Origin of the sequence: Marinomonas spartinae (assembly GCF_900089775.1) — a bacterium.
Classification (GTDB): domain Bacteria; phylum Pseudomonadota; class Gammaproteobacteria; order Pseudomonadales; family Marinomonadaceae; genus Marinomonas; species Marinomonas spartinae.
The window spans coordinates 454050-470665 of sequence record NZ_FLOB01000001.1 but is presented as its reverse complement, the minus strand read 5'-3'; the positions used below and the strand labels follow the sequence as shown (position 1 = coordinate 470665).

Here is a 16616-nt window from a genome sequence, read left to right as displayed (position 1 = left end):
CCGAGCGCATTTTAAAAGTTTGTATTCATATGGCTTTGATCACAGAACCCGTAATACAAGGCAGCATGGGCGGGAATATCATCTTGGTTAAGTCTTTGTTTAAATGACCGCTATACCACTATATTGAACAGCCTCTTGAGCGCTTTTTCTCCCTGATAAGTCACTAACACTTCTCTAAAGCCATTCACTCGGCTGATCCAACCTTTACGTTCAAAGTGGGTAAAAAGCGCTGCGCCAGCATAACCTCCTAAATGATACTTTCTCTCGCTCCAATCTAGACAAGCACTGCATTTTTTGCGTGTGGTTTTTTCGTCCAGTGCGATCCCAAGTTTCTCAAATTGCTGTTTGCCTTGCACTGTTAAACTTTGCCCTTCAATATCAATCCATTTATTGATGAGCATAAATTCGTAGATATTTACAGCGATTTCACCTGCTAAGTGATCGTAGCAAGTTCTCGCTTTTCTTAATGCTATTGGTGTTTTGTTTGTAAACGGTTCGACTTGTTTCCAAGAAGCTCCCATTAACACTTCAAGCAATTCTGCTGTTTCAATCCCCTTAAGCCTGTAATAACGATGTCGTCCTTGCGCGACACAAATAATAAAATTTTCGTTTAAAAGACGTGATAAGTGCGCACTTGCTGTAGATGACGCAATATCAGCAACAACACTCAGCTCGGTCGCTGTCCATGCACGACCATCCATTAAAGCACACAGCATTTTTACCCTAGAAACATCTGACATGACGGTAGCTAAGGCTGCTATAGAATTTTCAAGCTCACTGCCACTATCATTTTTTATACTATTAGTAGGTTTTATTAAAGGACGACTTGCCATTTATGAGTAACCTTATCAGCCAAACTAAAGTGATCTGTGACAAGAATCAAACGGTTTGCATGATCGCTATATTGAGTCATGATATTGATACCGTTTTCAGCCAATATAGACGTAATTTTTCCAAGCTCTCCCGGGTGATCTTGGTTTAACTTTCTTATCAAAGGGATGTATACACCTTCTACTTGGAGTCCCTCTTGCTCTAACACTTTTTTAGCTTTCCCCCCATCTTCGACAAGAAAATGTGCGTGACTTAGATCATTAATAGTAAAAACACCGCCACCTTCTAAACCAATACCATTTTGACCAAGGGTCTTACCTAAAGTTGCTAACTCACCAGGCACATTTTTTAAAATAACATGAATATCAAACATCAATGAATCTCCTCAAGATTTATACTGAATAGTCTTTGGTTACTTGCGCTATACGTATTCGATAAGAAGAAAAAATAGATGCTCGCCCCTCTGCTTGAGCTAACTTATGCAGACGATTTTCCTTCCAGAGACGGATCGAATCTTCATCTTCCCACCAAGACAGTGACATGAACTTTTCAGGGTTAGCCAAGCTTTGAAAACGCTCTATAGAAATAAAACCTTCAATATCAGCCAACAGAGGCTTGAGCTCTTCTGCTAGTTCAAAGTAGCGAGCTTGTTTTTCTGCTATTGCATTTGCTTCAAAGATTACTGCAATCATTAGATTTCCCATCAAATATTAAACAGAAGATAAGACTATATCGACTTTGAAGAGGATTACTTCGTCCATGATCGAAATGTCGTGAGGGAGGCATGAGTAACACATGAAATAGGTCGAGAACACTACGAGAGTATCGTCTTCACGCTGATGATTCTTTTTTATTAGTGAGAACTAAATCCAATACGGAGACCATAAGACACAAAAAAACGCTGTCATGCTAACCCCCTTTAAAGTAAAGGTCTCATCGCAAGCGAAAAAAGGCAATGTGAGAAGCACATTGCCTTTATAGAGCAGAACCAGTCAGGCTCCTAGAGCTTGAAGCGGAGCGTTAAATCCTGCAACGTCTGACTTAATCGAGATAATTCTTCACTGGCTTGTGATGTTTCTCGTGCACCACTTGCGGTTTGTTTCGAGATATCACGAATGGTCACCACACTTTTACTAATTTCCTCAGCCGCCACGTTTTGCTGCGTGGTTGCAGAGGCTATTTGCGTATTCATATCGGACAAATAGGTAATCGAGCTGGTAATTTGTTGCAATGCGTCGTTTGCTTGCTCACTTCTTACCACCGTTTCTTCTGCGGTTTTCTCATTTTTTTGCATTGCCTGAACAGCAATAGATGCTTTTTGTTGCAGGCCCTCTATGAGCGCAGCAATTTCTTCCGTCGCATTTTGTGTACGCTGAGAAAGGTTACGTACTTCCTCTGCCACCACAGAGAATCCCCGACCTTGCTCGCCCGCTCTGGCCGCCTCGATAGCGGCATTCAGTGCCAGTAAGTTCGTTTGCTCAGCGATACTTTGAATGACATTGATCACGGTAACCGCATTTTTCGACTCATCACTCAGCGCCTCAATTTGAATGGCAGACTGGGCGATTTCCTGAGCCAATCCAGACACCGCTTCTTTACTGGATGTAACAATCACACTGCCTTTTTCAGATAGTTCACTCACCTCTTTGGCAGAGTTAGAGGCACTTTCTGCATTTTTGGCTACGTCATTTATGGTTAACGACATTTCTTCCAGTGCGGATGCCATTTGATCGACCTCTTGCCGTTGACTCTCAACACCAGAAGCGGTTTGCCCCGTCACCACAGAAAGTTCTTCTGATGACGAAGCCACTTGATCAGCACTTGAACCAAGCTGAGAGACAATATCACGAAGTCCCGCGATCATTTGCGCTAAAGAAGCCATTAGATGCCCCACTTCATCACCGGAGCTTTTTCCTTCTAATACAAATGTTAAGTCACCGTTTGCGACTCTCTCCGCCATTTCTTTCGCTTTTTGCAGTGGTGGAACAATTAAATGGCTAATGAGCCAAGCGGAGAGCAATGAAATTATGATGGCAATGGCACTAACAATAATAGACAAGGTTGAGATTTCTTTCTGCAAAGCGATCATTTCCTGTTTTTGCTTCGCACGGCTCTCTTCTGCCAAAGCAATAACCGATTGCGCCGTTTTAATCATTGTCTCACGTCCGACGGATTTCTTATGGTTTATGTCCACATAAGTACTCAACGCTTTCTCATATTGACCCACTTGTTGCATCGTACTCATTAATTGGGACTGACCTTCAGACGTGCTAAACATCCCTTTTAACCTAGAAGCAATATTTTTAATTTTCTCAAGTTCCTTTTTGGCAAGAACAATATTCGATGGATCGCTGGTAAGAATAAAATTCTTTTCATGAATACGCGTTTTTAGTATATCAAGAGCCAATTCTCCTTGAATTTTCGCAGCCTCAGTGGCTTGCATAATACTAGAGGTATTCTCCTGACCCATCTGTGATATCTGATTGACAGCACCTCCCGCCTCATTGCGCATCGCTAACATAGCTTGCTGGCTTTGCTTATCAAGCTGAACAAACTCAGAGAAACTTTTCCGGTAATTCGATATTTGCTGGATAATCTGGCTCATTACTTTATCGTGATCCGTTCCTTGAAATATAGGCTTTAGAGCTTGAGCTTCTTGATCCGCCTCATCTAAGGCTTTATTGAACTTATCAACGTATTCGCTTTGATTTCTAGCATCATAATTTTTTTCCTGAATGCGAGCGGCTTGTAAACGTTTTACAATACGATTAACCGTATCTGCCGCCGTTATTTTTTGCTGTACAATATTATTCCCATAACTATTGAGAATCACTAAGGTTATGATACTGATAATAACAAGACCAAAACCAAGCATTAGTTTATACCTAACGGAAAGATTGGCTATTCGAAGATAACCAAATAGGTTTTTCATATATCACCTTTTATTTATATTGATTAATTTAAAAGACTTACCCTTTGTTTGAAAATAAAAATCCATTTCTTTCCATTTAAGGAAGATATAAGCAAACCCTCTTATCCCAGCATATGGATAAAAGTATGCAATTCGGTATAAGCAACGAATGAGAATAGTGATTATATTAACGAGCGGCTTAACAGAGAACACACGTTTTATTTCATATCCTTAGCAGACCTCAGAGCAAACGTCACTCGTCGTTGCGATATGTCAAAAGAATCTACATCCCTTTAGCATTGCGCCTTAATTAACGGTGTTTCTGAAAATCAAAGAAAGCGTGTTTTTATCTTAATTAAAATGACTAACATTATCTAAAATAACATAATCGAAATCCAAGACAAGAATATAAGGCCTCTTCAATCACATAACACTATAAACATAAAATACATATAGCATTGATTCATTTACAAAAATAAAATAACAATAATAAAATCGACACAATTTGAAAAAAATAATGATTTTTAAAAACGAAGCTATTAGGAAGACAGTCCCCACTGTGAGTAAATAGTACTGTGGTGCAAATAGTATGGACTACTGGACAAGCTTTTTTGATATTTACCTTTAAAGTGGAGGTGAGCACTCGAAAATGTGCTTAACCCTATTCTATAACAATAGTAACACAAGATGGAGTTTGTTATGAAAGCAGCTGTAGCCAGTAAATTTGGTGCCATTCTAAAAATCGAAGACGTTGTCAAACCGAAGATTGAACCACACCAAGTTCTTGTCAAAATACACGCTTGCGGTGTATGCCATACGGATTTACACGCTTGCCATGGTGATTGGCCCGTTAAACCAACCCTACCTCTTATTCCTGGTCACGAAGGAGTAGGCGAAATCGTTGAAGTAGGCAGTGCCGTATCGCATCTTGCCCTAGGAGACCGAGTGGGTATTCCTTGGTTATACAGTGCCTGCGGACACTGCGAATACTGTTTAACGGGTAACGAAAACCTCTGTTTATCACAACAAAACGCAGGCTATTCGGTCGATGGTGGTTACGCGGAATATTGCGCTGCTCATGCAGAATACGTCGTCAAAATGCCCGATGGATTAGGTTATGTGGAGGCGGCACCGCTATTTTGTGCAGGCGTAACAACTTATAAAGCCCTCAAGGTATCAGGGGCAAAACCAGGCGATTGGGTGGCGCTATTTGGTGTTGGTGGACTAGGACATTTGGCCGTTCAGTATGCCGTTGCCATGGGCTTTCGTGTGGTTGCGGTGGATACGGGCGATGCTAAACGTGAATTAGCCATGTCCCTCGGCGCCGAATGTTTCTTTGACTTTAAAACCGATGACGTGGTGGAGGATATTCTGGCAAAAACCAATGGAGTCCACGCAACCGTCTGTACGGCAGTGAGTAAAGCAGGCTTTAGACAGAGCTATGATGTTGTTCGCCGAGGCGGAAAGTGCGTCTTAGTTGGCCTGCCACCGGAAGATATGCCGCTGCCTATTTTCAATACGGTGTTAAACGGCGTAAGCGTTGTTGGCTCAATTGTCGGTACTCGTAAAGACCTCGAAGAATGTTTAGAATTCGCAGCTCGTGGCAAAGTCAAAGCCATCATCAAAGAGAAATCTCTTGAAGACATTAACGACATCTTCGCCGATATGGAAAAAGGGGAAATTACCGGCCGTATTGTCATGTCGATATAGCGTTTTCAATTGACTTGAAAATACATGAGCCGCTAAAAAGCCAGCCAATTTTTGGGTTGGCTTTTTTATACAAGTGACCCACATAGTCGCACTCAATATGCCCTTTCATGCCCTTTAAAGAGACAACCGCGTTGATGCTTTTAGTTCTCGCAATGACATATTTGAGGCAATGGCAGAAACCCCTGGTAACTTACGCAATACTTGGTCGACAAAACGCCTGTAATCATCCAAATCTTTGGCAACCACTTGCAGCAAAAAATCTGCTTCGCCAGTGGTATTATGACAGGACAATACATTGTCACATTGTTGAATCATGTGTTCGAAGGTTTGCGTCGTGTCGGCATCATGCTGATTACAGGTAAGTTGAACAAATGCCATCACCCCAAAGCCCAATTTACGGCGATCAAGACTTGCCTGATAATCGGTAATAATTCCCTCTTCCTCTAAGCGTTTTAAACGTTGCCAACAGGGCGTTTCGCTACAACGCAATGCTGGCGATGATCAAGTCAGGAAAACTCAGTCCAGAAAAACTGCTGGAAAGAACTATCAGCTTAGAAGAGTCGATTTCAACATTGACCAATATGGATACGATCAATCCACCTGGCGTCACAGTGGTCACTCCATTCTAACCGTCACAGGAAACCTTCTTATTCGCTTTATTTGCAACCAAAAACCATGGCAAGATAGTGGTTATTGAAAGACATAAAAACCATCTTTGGAGAACAATGCTATGGGACATCTTCACACAGGATCTTGTTTATGTGGTGCGGCTAAATTTGAGTTAGACGGTGAGTTTAAAAAATTCTTCTTATGTCATTGCAGTCGCTGCCGTAAAACCTCAGGCTCGGCCCATTGTGCCAACCTATTTGCTCCAGGTGCGACCATAAAGTGGTTAAGCGGTGAAGATAAGCTGAGCTACTATCATTTGGAAGGCTCCCACTTTGCCCGTACCTTTTGTTCTGTTTGTGGTTCTAATGTCCCCACAGACGCTAAAGCTCGCAGCCTAGTCGTTGTACCTGCTGGCTGCTTGGATACGGATGTTGATATCACAGCTCAAGCGCATATTTTTACGGGCAGCAAAGGCAATTGGGACGAAGGTTTGGATAAGGTTCCCTCTTTTGAAGGCATGCCAACCTAACCGTCAGTCCACTAAATCCTATTCACCTTCACCGTAAGGCGAAACTGCAGTAAAAATAAAGGTCCGTTTTCTACTCTAATCGTTAAAGCAGAGAGTGGACCTTTAATAAGCGGGAAACTAGCCACTTTTCTATACCAGCGTATTCCGACTAATACACATCCTCTAAATACCGTCCTTGTGTTGTCAGTTCTAGCAATAAAACATTCTGAACAGAAGGAAAGAAAATGCGTTGACATATAAATTTGCTAGCTAAATTGCGCTCTTAGTTACGATTTCTCAAATAAGGAATAGGCGCAACCAAAGCACTTATCACACAAAACAAGAGATATTTCCCCATCACTATCTATAATTAAAAAATCATAAAACTATAAAAACTATAAAAGCTTTATTAAGGGGGATATATGGGACTCAAGCATATGAGTGTCCGACGTCAATTAATTGCTCTGATCTTCAGTGCAGTGATTGGCTTAATCGTATTAGTGGGGTTAGGATTATTTCAAACCAAAAATATTTACGAAGCTTCTAACCATGTTAATGTAAAAACCGTTCCATCAATTCAAGTGATGCTTAACATCAGCCGTGCCATCAGCGACGTACGCCGCTTATCCTATGTGCATGTATTACGGAACGACGAAAGACAAAAGAAAAAAGTGGACGATCAGCTAAAAGCCCAAGTGGCAAAAGTTTACAAAGCGTTTGATAGCTATAAACCGCTTATTAGTGATAAAGAAGACGCCACGCTTCTCAACAATGAAATCAAAGCATTTGAGGTCTACAACGCGAAACGCGAAAAAGCGATCAATCTATCGCGCAAAAACATGCAATCTGCAGCAACAAAAGTCTTGCTCTATACCGCACCGGAAGCCGAGCAACTCACCCAAGCACTGAACAAGCACATCGCTTACAACCAAAAGTTAGGCGACGCCGGCGCACAAAAAGCGGTGACTACCATCTGGCAAGCTGTAATCGTACAAGCATCTATTGCGGTGATTGTTATTGTGGTGGTCTTCATTGTGGGTATCACGATATTGCGAAATATCATGAAATCACTAGGCGGCGAACCTAAAGAAGTGGCAGAAATTGCCAATCAAATTGCCCAAGGCAACACAGACATTATCATTGAGCTGAATGACAGTGATAACACCAGTTTAAAAGCTAGCATGAAAACCATGGCAGACACGATTCAGGAGATAGTCATGGACCTTACAGAGAAAATGTCTCGCTTGGCGGAAGGTGACCTACGGATACGAATTACCAAGGACTACATTGGAAATTTCTCGGCGATCAAAAGCAGCACCAACGGCATGATCGATCAGATTAAAGACATCATAGTAGAAACCCAAAGCGCCACAGATCAGATGGCTGCGGCCAGTGCTCAAGTGAGCATTACCGCGCAAAACCTATCGAGCAGTGCGTCGTCTATGGCGGATAATTTGGAAAATACGACGGTAGCCATTGAAAGCATTTCCACCAGCATCAGCCAAAACTCCCAAAACGCCACATCAACCAACGAAATCGCGCTAAATGCCAGTCAGAAAGCGGCGCAAGGCGGTGACGCAGTGGATGAGACCATGAGTGTGATGAAAAACATTGCCGATAAAATCAGCATCATTGAAGACATTGCAGAACAAACTAACTTACTGGCATTGAATGCGGCGATTGAGGCGGCTCGTGCAGGTGAGCAAGGTCGAGGGTTTGCCGTCGTTGCCGACGAAGTGCGCGCCTTAGCGGCGAAAAGTCAATCGGCAGCACAAGAAATCAGTGATATCACTCACAATAGTGTGCGAATCAGTGAGCAAGCGAGTAACTTATTAAAAGAAGTCGTACCGCAAATTCATCAAACATCGGAATTAATTCAATCCATCGCGAACGTGAGTATGGAACAAACCCAAGGGGTAGAACGTATTAATCAATCCGTGCAACAGCTTGATAACATCACACGCCAAAATACCGATGGCAGTGAACAACTCACAAGCACCAGCGAGCAGATGACGATCCAAGCTGAGCAACTTAAACAAATGATGGGCTTCTTTAAAATTCACTAACCTTTTTAGCCACATGGCCAGACAGTGCAAGCTCTCTGGCCATCTTTATAGCCCATTTTTTATGGCCAGAGAAGGCCTGCTCTAAACAAATGATGGTTCTTTGTTATTTAGCCCAAGCCATACAGGGTATGACTCAGGCTAAAACAATATGGAACCCTTAACGTTTTATTGCTAGTAGTTTGTCAAAGTCTCGTTAATACACATCCTCCAAATAACGCCCTTGTGCTTTCAGCGCGTCAACGTTCGTTTGCAGTGGCTCTAATATGTCGTTGAGTGCTTGAGTCACGCCATTTGCCATGCCTCGACCACCGCACACGAGAATTTGCGCGCCTTGCTCCAGTAATTGCCGTACAGTTGTCTGATCCTGCAAAAGCTTATCCTGTACATAAGCTTTTTCTGTTGTTTGATCTTCTCCCTGTGAAAAAGCAGTCTGCAACCCTGTCAAACGCTGGTCATCAAGGTATCGAGTCAAGTCTGGCTGATAAAGAAAATCCACTTTTTGATTACGCCCGCCCCAGTAAAGAAACATCGGATGACGCTGAGTATTTTGCCGAATAAAGCCAGTTAATGGGCCAATACCTGCCCCAGCGCCAATCAGTATCACCGGATGACGGCCAACAGCGGGGCGAAATTCTGGGTTATGACGAATGAATCCTTCAATACAATCACCTAATTGTAAGCCATGTAAATAACTGGAACAGACACCATTGGGTTGCTTGCGAACGCAAATCTCCAACACATCATCCGTTGTCGAAGACGCTAAGGAATAAAATCGCGCGCTCGTCTCTTGTGGTGGCATCACTCCCAGGAGGTCACCCGCTTCGAAAAAAGGTAAAGAATGAGTTCCCGCCGCACGAAAGCGTAAGATACTCGTGGCCGCATGACCATTGACCCCATAATCTTCACGCCCAACCAATGCCAGCGTTTGTGTAACAGTAGGCTGCGGATGATAGGACAACGCCAGAGGCCACCCCGTCAAATCGGCAATCGTTTTGCCCCATTCCCTAAATTGCTCAGCAGAACTTCGATTAATCAACTCGGTATGACACAGAGGCGTAAGGCCTTTCTGCTCTAAGGCAGTGGTGACATCCAAAGCAAACTGACAAAAATTGGGAAACTGTCGGTCCCCAAACCCCAATACAGCAAACCGGAGCGAAGCATTGCTCTTAAAACATTTTAACTTGTTCATAAATTGCTGTGCCGTCGTCGGAGCGTCCCCATTGCCATAAGTCGAAGTCAAAATAAAAAGCGTATCGGCCTGAGGATAGTCCTCCACCAACTGGTTCATTTGCGCACAGTGAACATGCCGTCCAGCCCGAATCAATTGGCGCTGCAAATCCCGAGCAAACCCCCATGTCGTTTGACCCTCCGTGCCAACCAAAAGAATGGTGTTAGCTTCTTTGCTCGGCGTATTCACCAGGTCCCCTTTCTTCACTCGACGCTTTCTCCACCAAGCCAACACACCGGTGTAGGACAATACCGGAACAGTCAATGCACTCGCCCCGAGAATAAGACCAAGCCACCAAATTCCTTGCCCCGTGTGTAAACGGATGATCCATTGCTGAAATACCCCCATCGGCGGCAAACGGGTAAAGTTCAGCAGAGTGCCCGTCGACTGATCCACAAAGCCAGCCCCTTGTTCTGTCGTCAATGTATAAAAATCTTGGAGGTCGCCAGGATAGGGAAACACCAGTTCATGTAAGGAGGTTAAATCAATATTTTTTAACGCAATCAGTGAGCCTACCGGAGCAGGTTGGCCCCCTGACACGCTGGACGGAAAGGAAGGGGGAATAAAAGTATGATCCTTAACAAAGCCAAAACGCATGGCTGACATATAACTCCCTGTCAACGAGGAAAGCAATAACCCCAGCACAGCGAACCGAGCCAGTTCCGAGTGAATACGCTTTACACCGTTACCTTTAATCGGTTTGATAAGGGCTTTCCATCCACCGAGCCGACGCACCAATAAAAAGACACCTGACAGGCAAATCAACACCATAACCAGTGCTACTCCGCCGGCCAGTTTTCGCCCCGTATCGTGCAGTAAAAAGGAGCGATGCATGTCTTCAACCCAACTCATAAAAGCAGAAGGTTGGTAGGGGCCTATACTCTGCCCCGTCAACGGGTTCACTAAATCCGCCTTAGGCTGGTGGTTCGCCGTTTTATAATAAACAACCACTTCACCAGACAACTTTCGGTCAATCTTTTCAACGTTTGGATGATGCTGAACAACGCGTTGCGCCATGGCGGCAACGCTCACTTCTCCCTTATCCGGCACCACTGCATGGGCTCTATGAATAGCGGGCATAAAGGAAAGCATGGCCCCGGTCGTTGCTAAGGTGATTAGAAACAAGGCCATAAATAAACTGGGCAAGGCGTGTAGTTTACGTAACATTATTATCACCTCATCGTCTTACTTAAGGTCATAACGAAACGAGAGAACATACACACTCCCCATCACCGTTTTGCCGGATCCGGCCGTTGTTAATGGGGTGGAGACATCGGCACGATTGCTGTTGCCATTTTCCACCGCACTGTCGATGACAATCCGATAGCCCTTATTAATTAAGTTATCAGGGATATTTTTGGTCACAACCAGCGTACGACCACTGGTGACACTAGCGCCTGTCATACCATCGTATTCAGAAGGTCTTAAACGACTACCGCGAGCCCAACCAGGCAGCTCAAAATAGTAGCGGGCATTTCGCCCGGCCACCCAGATTGTTTTACGGTATCGGCCATGGGCATCCGCCAGATAAATCGCTAAATACGCACCACTACCATCGTATCTAGCAAGATGTGTGGTAAAGGTCACCTCTCGTGCCTGTGCTGACATTGATAGAGTGAACGCAGTGATCAGGCTTAACGCCAAAAAAATGTACTTTCTCATAATATCCGTCCTAATAAACCGTTGGACGAACTCTATAACCTTTACCTGACACTGACCTGAACAAGAAACAGAGAGAGAAAAAGACTTTTTTTTCACCTCCCACTGGCTAGCATGAACGTCGATTAATGGGGTTCAAAGAAGGTCTGGGCAATGGGCGATAACGCTGTGATCATAGAATAAGAGGTAAAACGTGCGTGTACTCTTGGTAGAAGATACAACTGGACTTGGGGAAGCTGTTCGGGATCAGATTTATGAAGATGGGCACGCGATTGATTGGGTGACCTCCTTGCGCTTTGCCGAAACCAGTATGCTTAACACAACTTATGATCTGATTTTGCTCGATCTCATGTTACCCGACGGTAATGGTTTCAGCTTTTTAAAAAAGCTTAGAAAAGCAGGTAGCTCAACGCCTGTTATCATCCTAACAGCACGCGATCAGGTGTCTGATCGTATTGAAGGGCTTAATGCCGGGGCCGATGATTATTTGATCAAACCGTTTGATTTGTCCGAATTATCCGCTCGAGTCAGCGCCGTTGCTCGACGTTATCGGGGCAATCCAAACCCACTGGTAAAAATAGGCCATTTAGAAGTCGACTTGAACGAACATCGCCTAAAGTCGAAAGGACAAAGCGTTGAACTAACAGCACGGGAATGGGCTGTACTGGAAGGCTTTTTTCAGCGGCCAGGCACCTTGTTATCGCGCTCACAACTGGAGGATCGTCTCTATCAATTTGGTGCAGAAATCGAAAGCAATACCATTGAAGTGTACATTAGTCGCCTCCGTAAAAAGCTAGGGCGCGAGGCAATTGTCACCGTAAGAAACATGGGCTATCGCCTAGAAACCAATGAATAATACACGCAGTTTAAAAAGAAACCTCGGCATTGGCCTAACACTAGGCGTCTCCATTCTATGGTTATTAAGCGCGATAGCCTCGGGTCTGGTCGTACAAAAAGAAATGAAAGAGGCCTTTGATAAAGCCCTCAAGCGGTCTACTCAGCATATCTTACCTTTGATCACAGCGGATATCCAAAAACGAGCCTTGGGGGTAAACAACTCCCATATTCCGATCTTGCAAAACAACGATAAATACTTGCGATACAGAGTGCTTGATCGTCATGGCCATATCCTTCTACGCTCAAAAGATGCTGATCCACAGCTTTTTAACCGCTCTCCCTTATTGGGGTTTTCTGACACCGCCACCCATCGAGTCTATACCACCACAGCTCTCAATCATCGTGTATTCATCGAAGTCGCTGAGTCGCTCGCTTATCGAGATGAAGACCTGAAAGAAGCCATCGTTGCGCTGCTGTTCCCCCTGCTAATTCTTGCGCCAATCAGTTTTTTAGGCATCTTACTCATCATTCGCCTGTCGCTTCGTAAAGTCACTGACTTTCAACATGCCATTGAAAAACGCGGCGCTGGCGATTTATCCCCTGTCGGTACATATCGACTGCCTGCCGAGTTTTCACCGATCGCTATTGCGGTGAACCGACTGCTTGAACGGCTGCGTAGAACCTTGGACGCTGAACGCAGTTTTACCGCCAACAGCGCCCATGAATTACGCACGCCTTTGGCAACCGCTCTTGCCAAAGTGCAACGCGTTAAAGCCGTCATTGACGATGTGCAACTGAAGCAACAGATTTCGGATGTCGAAGCCTCATTACACAGTCTATCAAAACAATCTGAAAAATTGCTCGAACTGGCTAAAGCAGAAGGGGGCGGTGCGTTGTCTGAGCAACCCCATGACCTAATACCGATTTTGGCAATGATCGCAGGTGACTTCAGTCGTCAAACACCAGACCGCCTTCATCTGATCCTACCCAACAGAGCGGTATCGTCACATTTAGATCCTGATGCGTTTGCTATTTTAGTCAGAAACCTTATTGAGAATGCCCTTAAACACGGCCAAGCCGACCAGCCAATAGAGGTCTCTTTGTCCCACGATGGGACGTTGCGAGTGGTGAATGACGGTCATCTTGTACCGCCTCAAGATATGGCGCGCTTACGTAATCGGTTTGTACGTTCTAATACAACCGCAGCGGGTTCGGGGTTAGGGCTCGCCATCGTTGACGCCATTGCAACAGGAGCGGGAATATCCTTGCATCTCAGATCACCAGCGACGGGCCGAAAACGTGGCTTTGAAGCGGAACTCAATGTCAAACCAAGCACAAATAGCATGACGTAGCCATCACGATTTTAGATGTTGAATAAAGAAACGGTGTTAAACGAGAATATCCCCCTTATCGACTTTGTAAATTGCAACTTAAGGTGCTTTAATTCGCGCACTATTTGCTATGATGTTGTTACTCGGATAACAGCGCACTCTAAAAGTTTAAAGAGGAAACACCTATGGTTACTGCAATTATTTTACTGTCCGTCGATAAAAAGCACATCAACCAAGTGGCTGAGGAATTAGCAGCGATCGACGGACTGACCGAAGTCTATTCAGTCAGTGGTTCTTATGATATTGCCGCCATTGCACGGGTTCAGTACAACGACCAACTATCCGAATTAGTTACTCAGCATCTTGCGCAGATCGACTTTATTTTGAAAACCGAGACTATGTTGGCGTTTCAAGCCTATTCCAAACACGATTTGGAAGGGATGTTCTCAGTAGGTGTGTAAGCGCTAGGTGACGCTCTCAAATTTTTAGCGAACAAAAAAGCCAAGACAGCGTTAACTGCCTTGGCTTTTTTGTTTATGACAAGTTGCTAATTGCTACGCTGTCATAAAGGGGTAATCTGTGTAGCCTTCTTTGCCAGAGGTGTAGAAAGTATCTGGATTAGGTTCGTTTAAATCTGCTCCTGCTTTCACACGTTCCACATAGTCTGGGTTAGCAATAAAGGCTTTACCAAAGGCCACGCTATCGGCTTGACCACTGGCAATCACTTGGTTGGCTTCTTCTGCATCATAAGCCATGTTGACCATTAAATGACCTTGATAAGCCTCACGAGCCACACTCAACACATCCGCTGATTGTGCGCCAAAGAAATCAGCGCGCATCACGTGAACATAGGCCAAATTAAAACGGTTTAGCTGTTCACATAAGAAACGAATCCAAGCGACAGGATCTTCTTCTTTCATACTATTGAAACTGTTTAATGGCGATAGACGTACACCCACTCGACCACTGCCCATCACCTCGGTGACCGCTTCAAGTACTTCCATCAAAAAGCGAGCACGGTTTTCCAAAGAACCGCCGTATTCGTCGGTACGCTGGTTGGCACTTTCTCGCAGGAATTGGTCAATCAAATAGCCATTCGCACCGTGGATTTCCACACCATCAAACCCCGCCGCTTTGGCATTGATTGCCCCTTGACGGAAGTCATTCACGATCGCTTTGATTTCACTCACGGTAAGCGAATGAGGCACGGTGTAAGGTTTTTTACCTTCAGGGGTATGCGTTTCACCATCAATAGCAAGAGCACTAGAAGAAACCGCCTCCTTGCCGCCGTTAAGCAATGGGTGTGCGGCACGGCCCGCATGCCAGATCTGCATAAAAATACGTCCGCCTTTTTTATGCACAGCATCCGTTGTCAGCTTCCAACCCTCGATTTGTTCTTGGGAATAAATACCGGGGTCATCACCAAACGCCGAGCTGCCTTCTGTCACCATGGTACATTCGGTGATTAGCAAGCCTGCGCTGGCGCGCTGGGAGTAATACTCAGCCATCAAGGTATTCGGTAGATGGTGCGGTGCGCGGGTACGAGTCAGCGGAGCCATGATAAAGCGGTTTGGCAGTGCAACATCGCCCAATGTGACGGGACTAAAGAGGTTTTTCTCGGTCGTTGACACAATAAACTCCTATACAAAGTTAATTCGAATATACCTATTAGATAGGGAAAGAAAGCAAGAATTCAATCCGCCATATCGAAATACTTCGATATTTGCATAATTTAACCATCCCGATGACTCAGTACATGGTGAGCCGCTGTTGGAATGTAGCCCCCCAACTCATTAAAATCTAACGCCATATAATGAAATCATCATCCGGTGTCGATTTAAGCGAGACAGTTTGATTATATGATCAAAATAAGCGGGACTTATATTAATCAAAGCCTACTCCTACGCTGGAAAAATATTTTATTTTTCATTAAAAATCAAAACGTTAAATAGGTTTCTTATATTATCGTCAGAGATTATCTAAAGCAGGCACATCTTATGCTAGCTCGAACAAGCAACCTTTTTTAATTTTGAAAATGACCGCAGATAATAACAATAAATCGGAGGATAATATTTTGCCACAAGACCAGTTCATCTCAGTCAATGGCCGCAAGATTCGTTATCAGGACACGGGGGGAGAAGGGCCAATCCTACTGCTAACACACGGTATCGGTGCCTCCTTAGAAACCTGGCAGGAACCCTATGCCTTATTGGAAAAAGGCAATCAACTTCGTGTCATTGTTTGGGATCTTCCTGGACACGGCTTATCGGATTTCGGAAACCAGCCCTATGGTGTTGAAGACTTTGCGCAAGCCGCTTGGCATTTTCTAGACGCGCTAAACATTGACCAGCCGATCACTTTAGGGGGTAACTCCCTCGGCGGTGCCATCAGTATTCATATGATGAACCTTCGTCCAGATCGAGTTAATAAACTGGCTCTGCTTAATGCCGCCTCACTAGGGAAAGAGTCGCCTTTGCCTTTTCGTTTGATGTCACTCCCCCTATTGGGAGAGTTGATGAATAAACCCGGTAAGCAAGCTGTCGATCAACAAATTCAGTCAATTTTTTATGAGCCAGAAAAACAACGCCCAAAAATAGAAGCAGTTATCACCCGCAATGTGATGCGCCCTGGCGCAAACAAAGCATTTTTAAGCACCCTAAGACTCATGACAAACTTTTCAGGCCAGCGCCCCGCCTTGTACCAAAAAACACTGTCCATGCTGAAAACCTGTCCTGTACCAGTACTTTTTGTGCATGGTACTCATGATATGATCATATCCATTGAACATACCAAAAACGCTCAATCCATCACCCCCAAGTCGTCCTTATTAATTCTTGAGGAATGTGGACATACGCCACAAGTAGAAACGCCAGAGAAGGTAGCCAATGTATTAACCGATTTGATCTTTAATCAATAAATCAATGGT

General features: G+C 44.4%; 16 protein-coding genes. 7 read left to right on the top strand and 9 right to left on the bottom strand.

Annotated features, from left to right (window positions below; translation table 11 throughout):
* Positions 1–110: 110 nt before the first annotated feature.
* From MSP8886_RS02090 to MSP8886_RS02075, 4 genes are all read right to left on the bottom strand, one after another.
* Positions 111–833: an ArsR/SmtB family transcription factor gene (locus MSP8886_RS02090; RefSeq protein WP_067012195.1), complete on the bottom strand. Its 723-nt coding sequence runs from the start codon at positions 831–833 to the stop codon at positions 111–113.
* The gene (locus MSP8886_RS02085; RefSeq protein WP_067012193.1) at positions 815–1204 is read right to left on the bottom strand and encodes an amino acid-binding protein; all 390 of its coding nucleotides are present in this window, start codon (positions 1202–1204) and stop codon (positions 815–817) included. The genes MSP8886_RS02090 and MSP8886_RS02085 overlap by 19 nt, the downstream gene beginning before the upstream one ends.
* A gap of 19 nt (positions 1205–1223) precedes the next feature.
* Positions 1224–1523, bottom strand: a complete 300-nt coding sequence (locus MSP8886_RS02080; RefSeq protein ID WP_067012191.1) for an antibiotic biosynthesis monooxygenase family protein — start codon at positions 1521–1523, stop codon at positions 1224–1226.
* A gap of 308 nt (positions 1524–1831) precedes the next feature.
* A complete protein-coding gene (locus tag MSP8886_RS02075) occupies positions 1832–3763 on the bottom strand; it encodes a methyl-accepting chemotaxis protein (protein WP_083200725.1) in 1932 nt (643 codons plus the stop codon).
* A 678-nt stretch (positions 3764–4441) separates the two neighbouring features.
* Between MSP8886_RS02075 and adhP the strand changes: the two genes are divergently transcribed.
* Positions 4442–5452 carry an alcohol dehydrogenase AdhP gene (gene adhP, locus MSP8886_RS02070; protein ID WP_067012187.1) on the top strand — a complete coding sequence of 337 codons (1011 nt, stop codon included), beginning with the start codon at positions 4442–4444 and terminating at the stop codon, positions 5450–5452.
* A gap of 114 nt (positions 5453–5566) precedes the next feature.
* On the opposite strand, the gene MSP8886_RS02065 is transcribed toward adhP, so the two are convergent.
* Positions 5567–5941 (bottom strand): Lrp/AsnC family transcriptional regulator, encoded by a 375-nt coding sequence (locus MSP8886_RS02065; RefSeq protein WP_083200723.1) that lies wholly within the window; start codon positions 5939–5941, stop codon positions 5567–5569.
* Positions 5931–6062: a hypothetical protein gene (locus MSP8886_RS22645; protein WP_281197651.1), complete on the bottom strand. Its 132-nt coding sequence runs from the start codon at positions 6060–6062 to the stop codon at positions 5931–5933. The genes MSP8886_RS02065 and MSP8886_RS22645 overlap by 11 nt, the downstream gene beginning before the upstream one ends.
* A 120-nt stretch (positions 6063–6182) precedes the next feature.
* Here MSP8886_RS22645 and MSP8886_RS02060 point away from each other — a divergent pair, with 120 nt between their 5' ends.
* Positions 6183–6590, top strand: a complete 408-nt coding sequence (locus MSP8886_RS02060; protein ID WP_067012185.1) for a GFA family protein — start codon at positions 6183–6185, stop codon at positions 6588–6590.
* Between the two features lie 401 nt (positions 6591–6991).
* Positions 6992–8635, top strand: a complete 1644-nt coding sequence (locus MSP8886_RS02055) for a methyl-accepting chemotaxis protein (RefSeq protein ID WP_067012182.1) — start codon at positions 6992–6994, stop codon at positions 8633–8635.
* Positions 8636–8828: 193 nt separating this feature from the next.
* On the opposite strand, the gene MSP8886_RS02050 is transcribed toward MSP8886_RS02055, so the two are convergent.
* Together MSP8886_RS02050 and MSP8886_RS02045 are read right to left on the bottom strand one after the other, a co-directional pair.
* Positions 8829–11030 (bottom strand): PepSY domain-containing protein, encoded by a 2202-nt coding sequence (locus tag MSP8886_RS02050; protein ID WP_067012181.1) that lies wholly within the window; start codon positions 11028–11030, stop codon positions 8829–8831.
* A gap of 18 nt (positions 11031–11048) precedes the next feature.
* The gene (locus MSP8886_RS02045; protein ID WP_067012179.1) at positions 11049–11525 is read right to left on the bottom strand and encodes a DUF2271 domain-containing protein; all 477 of its coding nucleotides are present in this window, start codon (positions 11523–11525) and stop codon (positions 11049–11051) included.
* Between the two features lie 190 nt (positions 11526–11715).
* Between MSP8886_RS02045 and MSP8886_RS02040 the strand changes: the two genes are divergently transcribed.
* The 3 genes from MSP8886_RS02040 to MSP8886_RS02030 all read left to right on the top strand — a co-directional run bounded on the left by MSP8886_RS02040 (position 11716) and on the right by MSP8886_RS02030 (position 14151).
* Positions 11716–12378 carry a response regulator transcription factor gene (locus MSP8886_RS02040; protein ID WP_067012177.1) on the top strand — a complete coding sequence of 221 codons (663 nt, stop codon included), beginning with the start codon at positions 11716–11718 and terminating at the stop codon, positions 12376–12378.
* Positions 12371–13711, top strand: coding sequence for a sensor histidine kinase (locus MSP8886_RS02035; protein ID WP_067012175.1), 1341 nt, complete (start codon positions 12371–12373; stop codon positions 13709–13711). The genes MSP8886_RS02040 and MSP8886_RS02035 overlap by 8 nt, the downstream gene beginning before the upstream one ends.
* Before the next feature lie 164 nt (positions 13712–13875).
* Positions 13876–14151, top strand: coding sequence for an Lrp/AsnC family transcriptional regulator (locus tag MSP8886_RS02030; RefSeq protein WP_067012173.1), 276 nt, complete (start codon positions 13876–13878; stop codon positions 14149–14151).
* Between the two features lie 93 nt (positions 14152–14244).
* On the opposite strand, the gene MSP8886_RS02025 is transcribed toward MSP8886_RS02030, so the two are convergent.
* Positions 14245–15321, bottom strand: a complete 1077-nt coding sequence (locus MSP8886_RS02025; RefSeq protein WP_083200720.1) for an alkene reductase — start codon at positions 15319–15321, stop codon at positions 14245–14247.
* A gap of 443 nt (positions 15322–15764) precedes the next feature.
* On the opposite strand from MSP8886_RS02025, the gene MSP8886_RS02020 reads away from it, so the two are divergent.
* Positions 15765–16607 (top strand): alpha/beta fold hydrolase, encoded by an 843-nt coding sequence (locus MSP8886_RS02020; protein WP_175365243.1) that lies wholly within the window; start codon positions 15765–15767, stop codon positions 16605–16607.
* The last annotated feature ends 9 nt before the right edge of the window (positions 16608–16616 follow it).

Coding starts and splice junctions, on each gene's coding strand:
- MSP8886_RS02085 (WP_067012193.1), bottom strand. CDS start 1,204: ATGTTTGATATTCATGTTATTTTAAAAAATGTGCCTGGTGAGTTAGCA.
- MSP8886_RS02030 (WP_067012173.1), top strand. CDS start 13,876: ATGGTTACTGCAATTATTTTACTGTCCGTCGATAAAAAGCACATCAAC.
- MSP8886_RS02060 (WP_067012185.1), top strand. CDS start 6,183: ATGGGACATCTTCACACAGGATCTTGTTTATGTGGTGCGGCTAAATTT.
- adhP (WP_067012187.1), top strand. CDS start 4,442: ATGAAAGCAGCTGTAGCCAGTAAATTTGGTGCCATTCTAAAAATCGAA.
- MSP8886_RS02075 (WP_083200725.1), bottom strand. CDS start 3,763: ATGAAAAACCTATTTGGTTATCTTCGAATAGCCAATCTTTCCGTTAGG.
- MSP8886_RS02050 (WP_067012181.1), bottom strand. CDS start 11,030: ATGTTACGTAAACTACACGCCTTGCCCAGTTTATTTATGGCCTTGTTT.
- MSP8886_RS02090 (WP_067012195.1), bottom strand. CDS start 833: ATGGCAAGTCGTCCTTTAATAAAACCTACTAATAGTATAAAAAATGAT.
- MSP8886_RS02035 (WP_067012175.1), top strand. CDS start 12,371: ATGAATAATACACGCAGTTTAAAAAGAAACCTCGGCATTGGCCTAACA.
- MSP8886_RS02080 (WP_067012191.1), bottom strand. CDS start 1,523: ATGATTGCAGTAATCTTTGAAGCAAATGCAATAGCAGAAAAACAAGCT.
- MSP8886_RS02045 (WP_067012179.1), bottom strand. CDS start 11,525: ATGAGAAAGTACATTTTTTTGGCGTTAAGCCTGATCACTGCGTTCACT.
- MSP8886_RS02055 (WP_067012182.1), top strand. CDS start 6,992: ATGGGACTCAAGCATATGAGTGTCCGACGTCAATTAATTGCTCTGATC.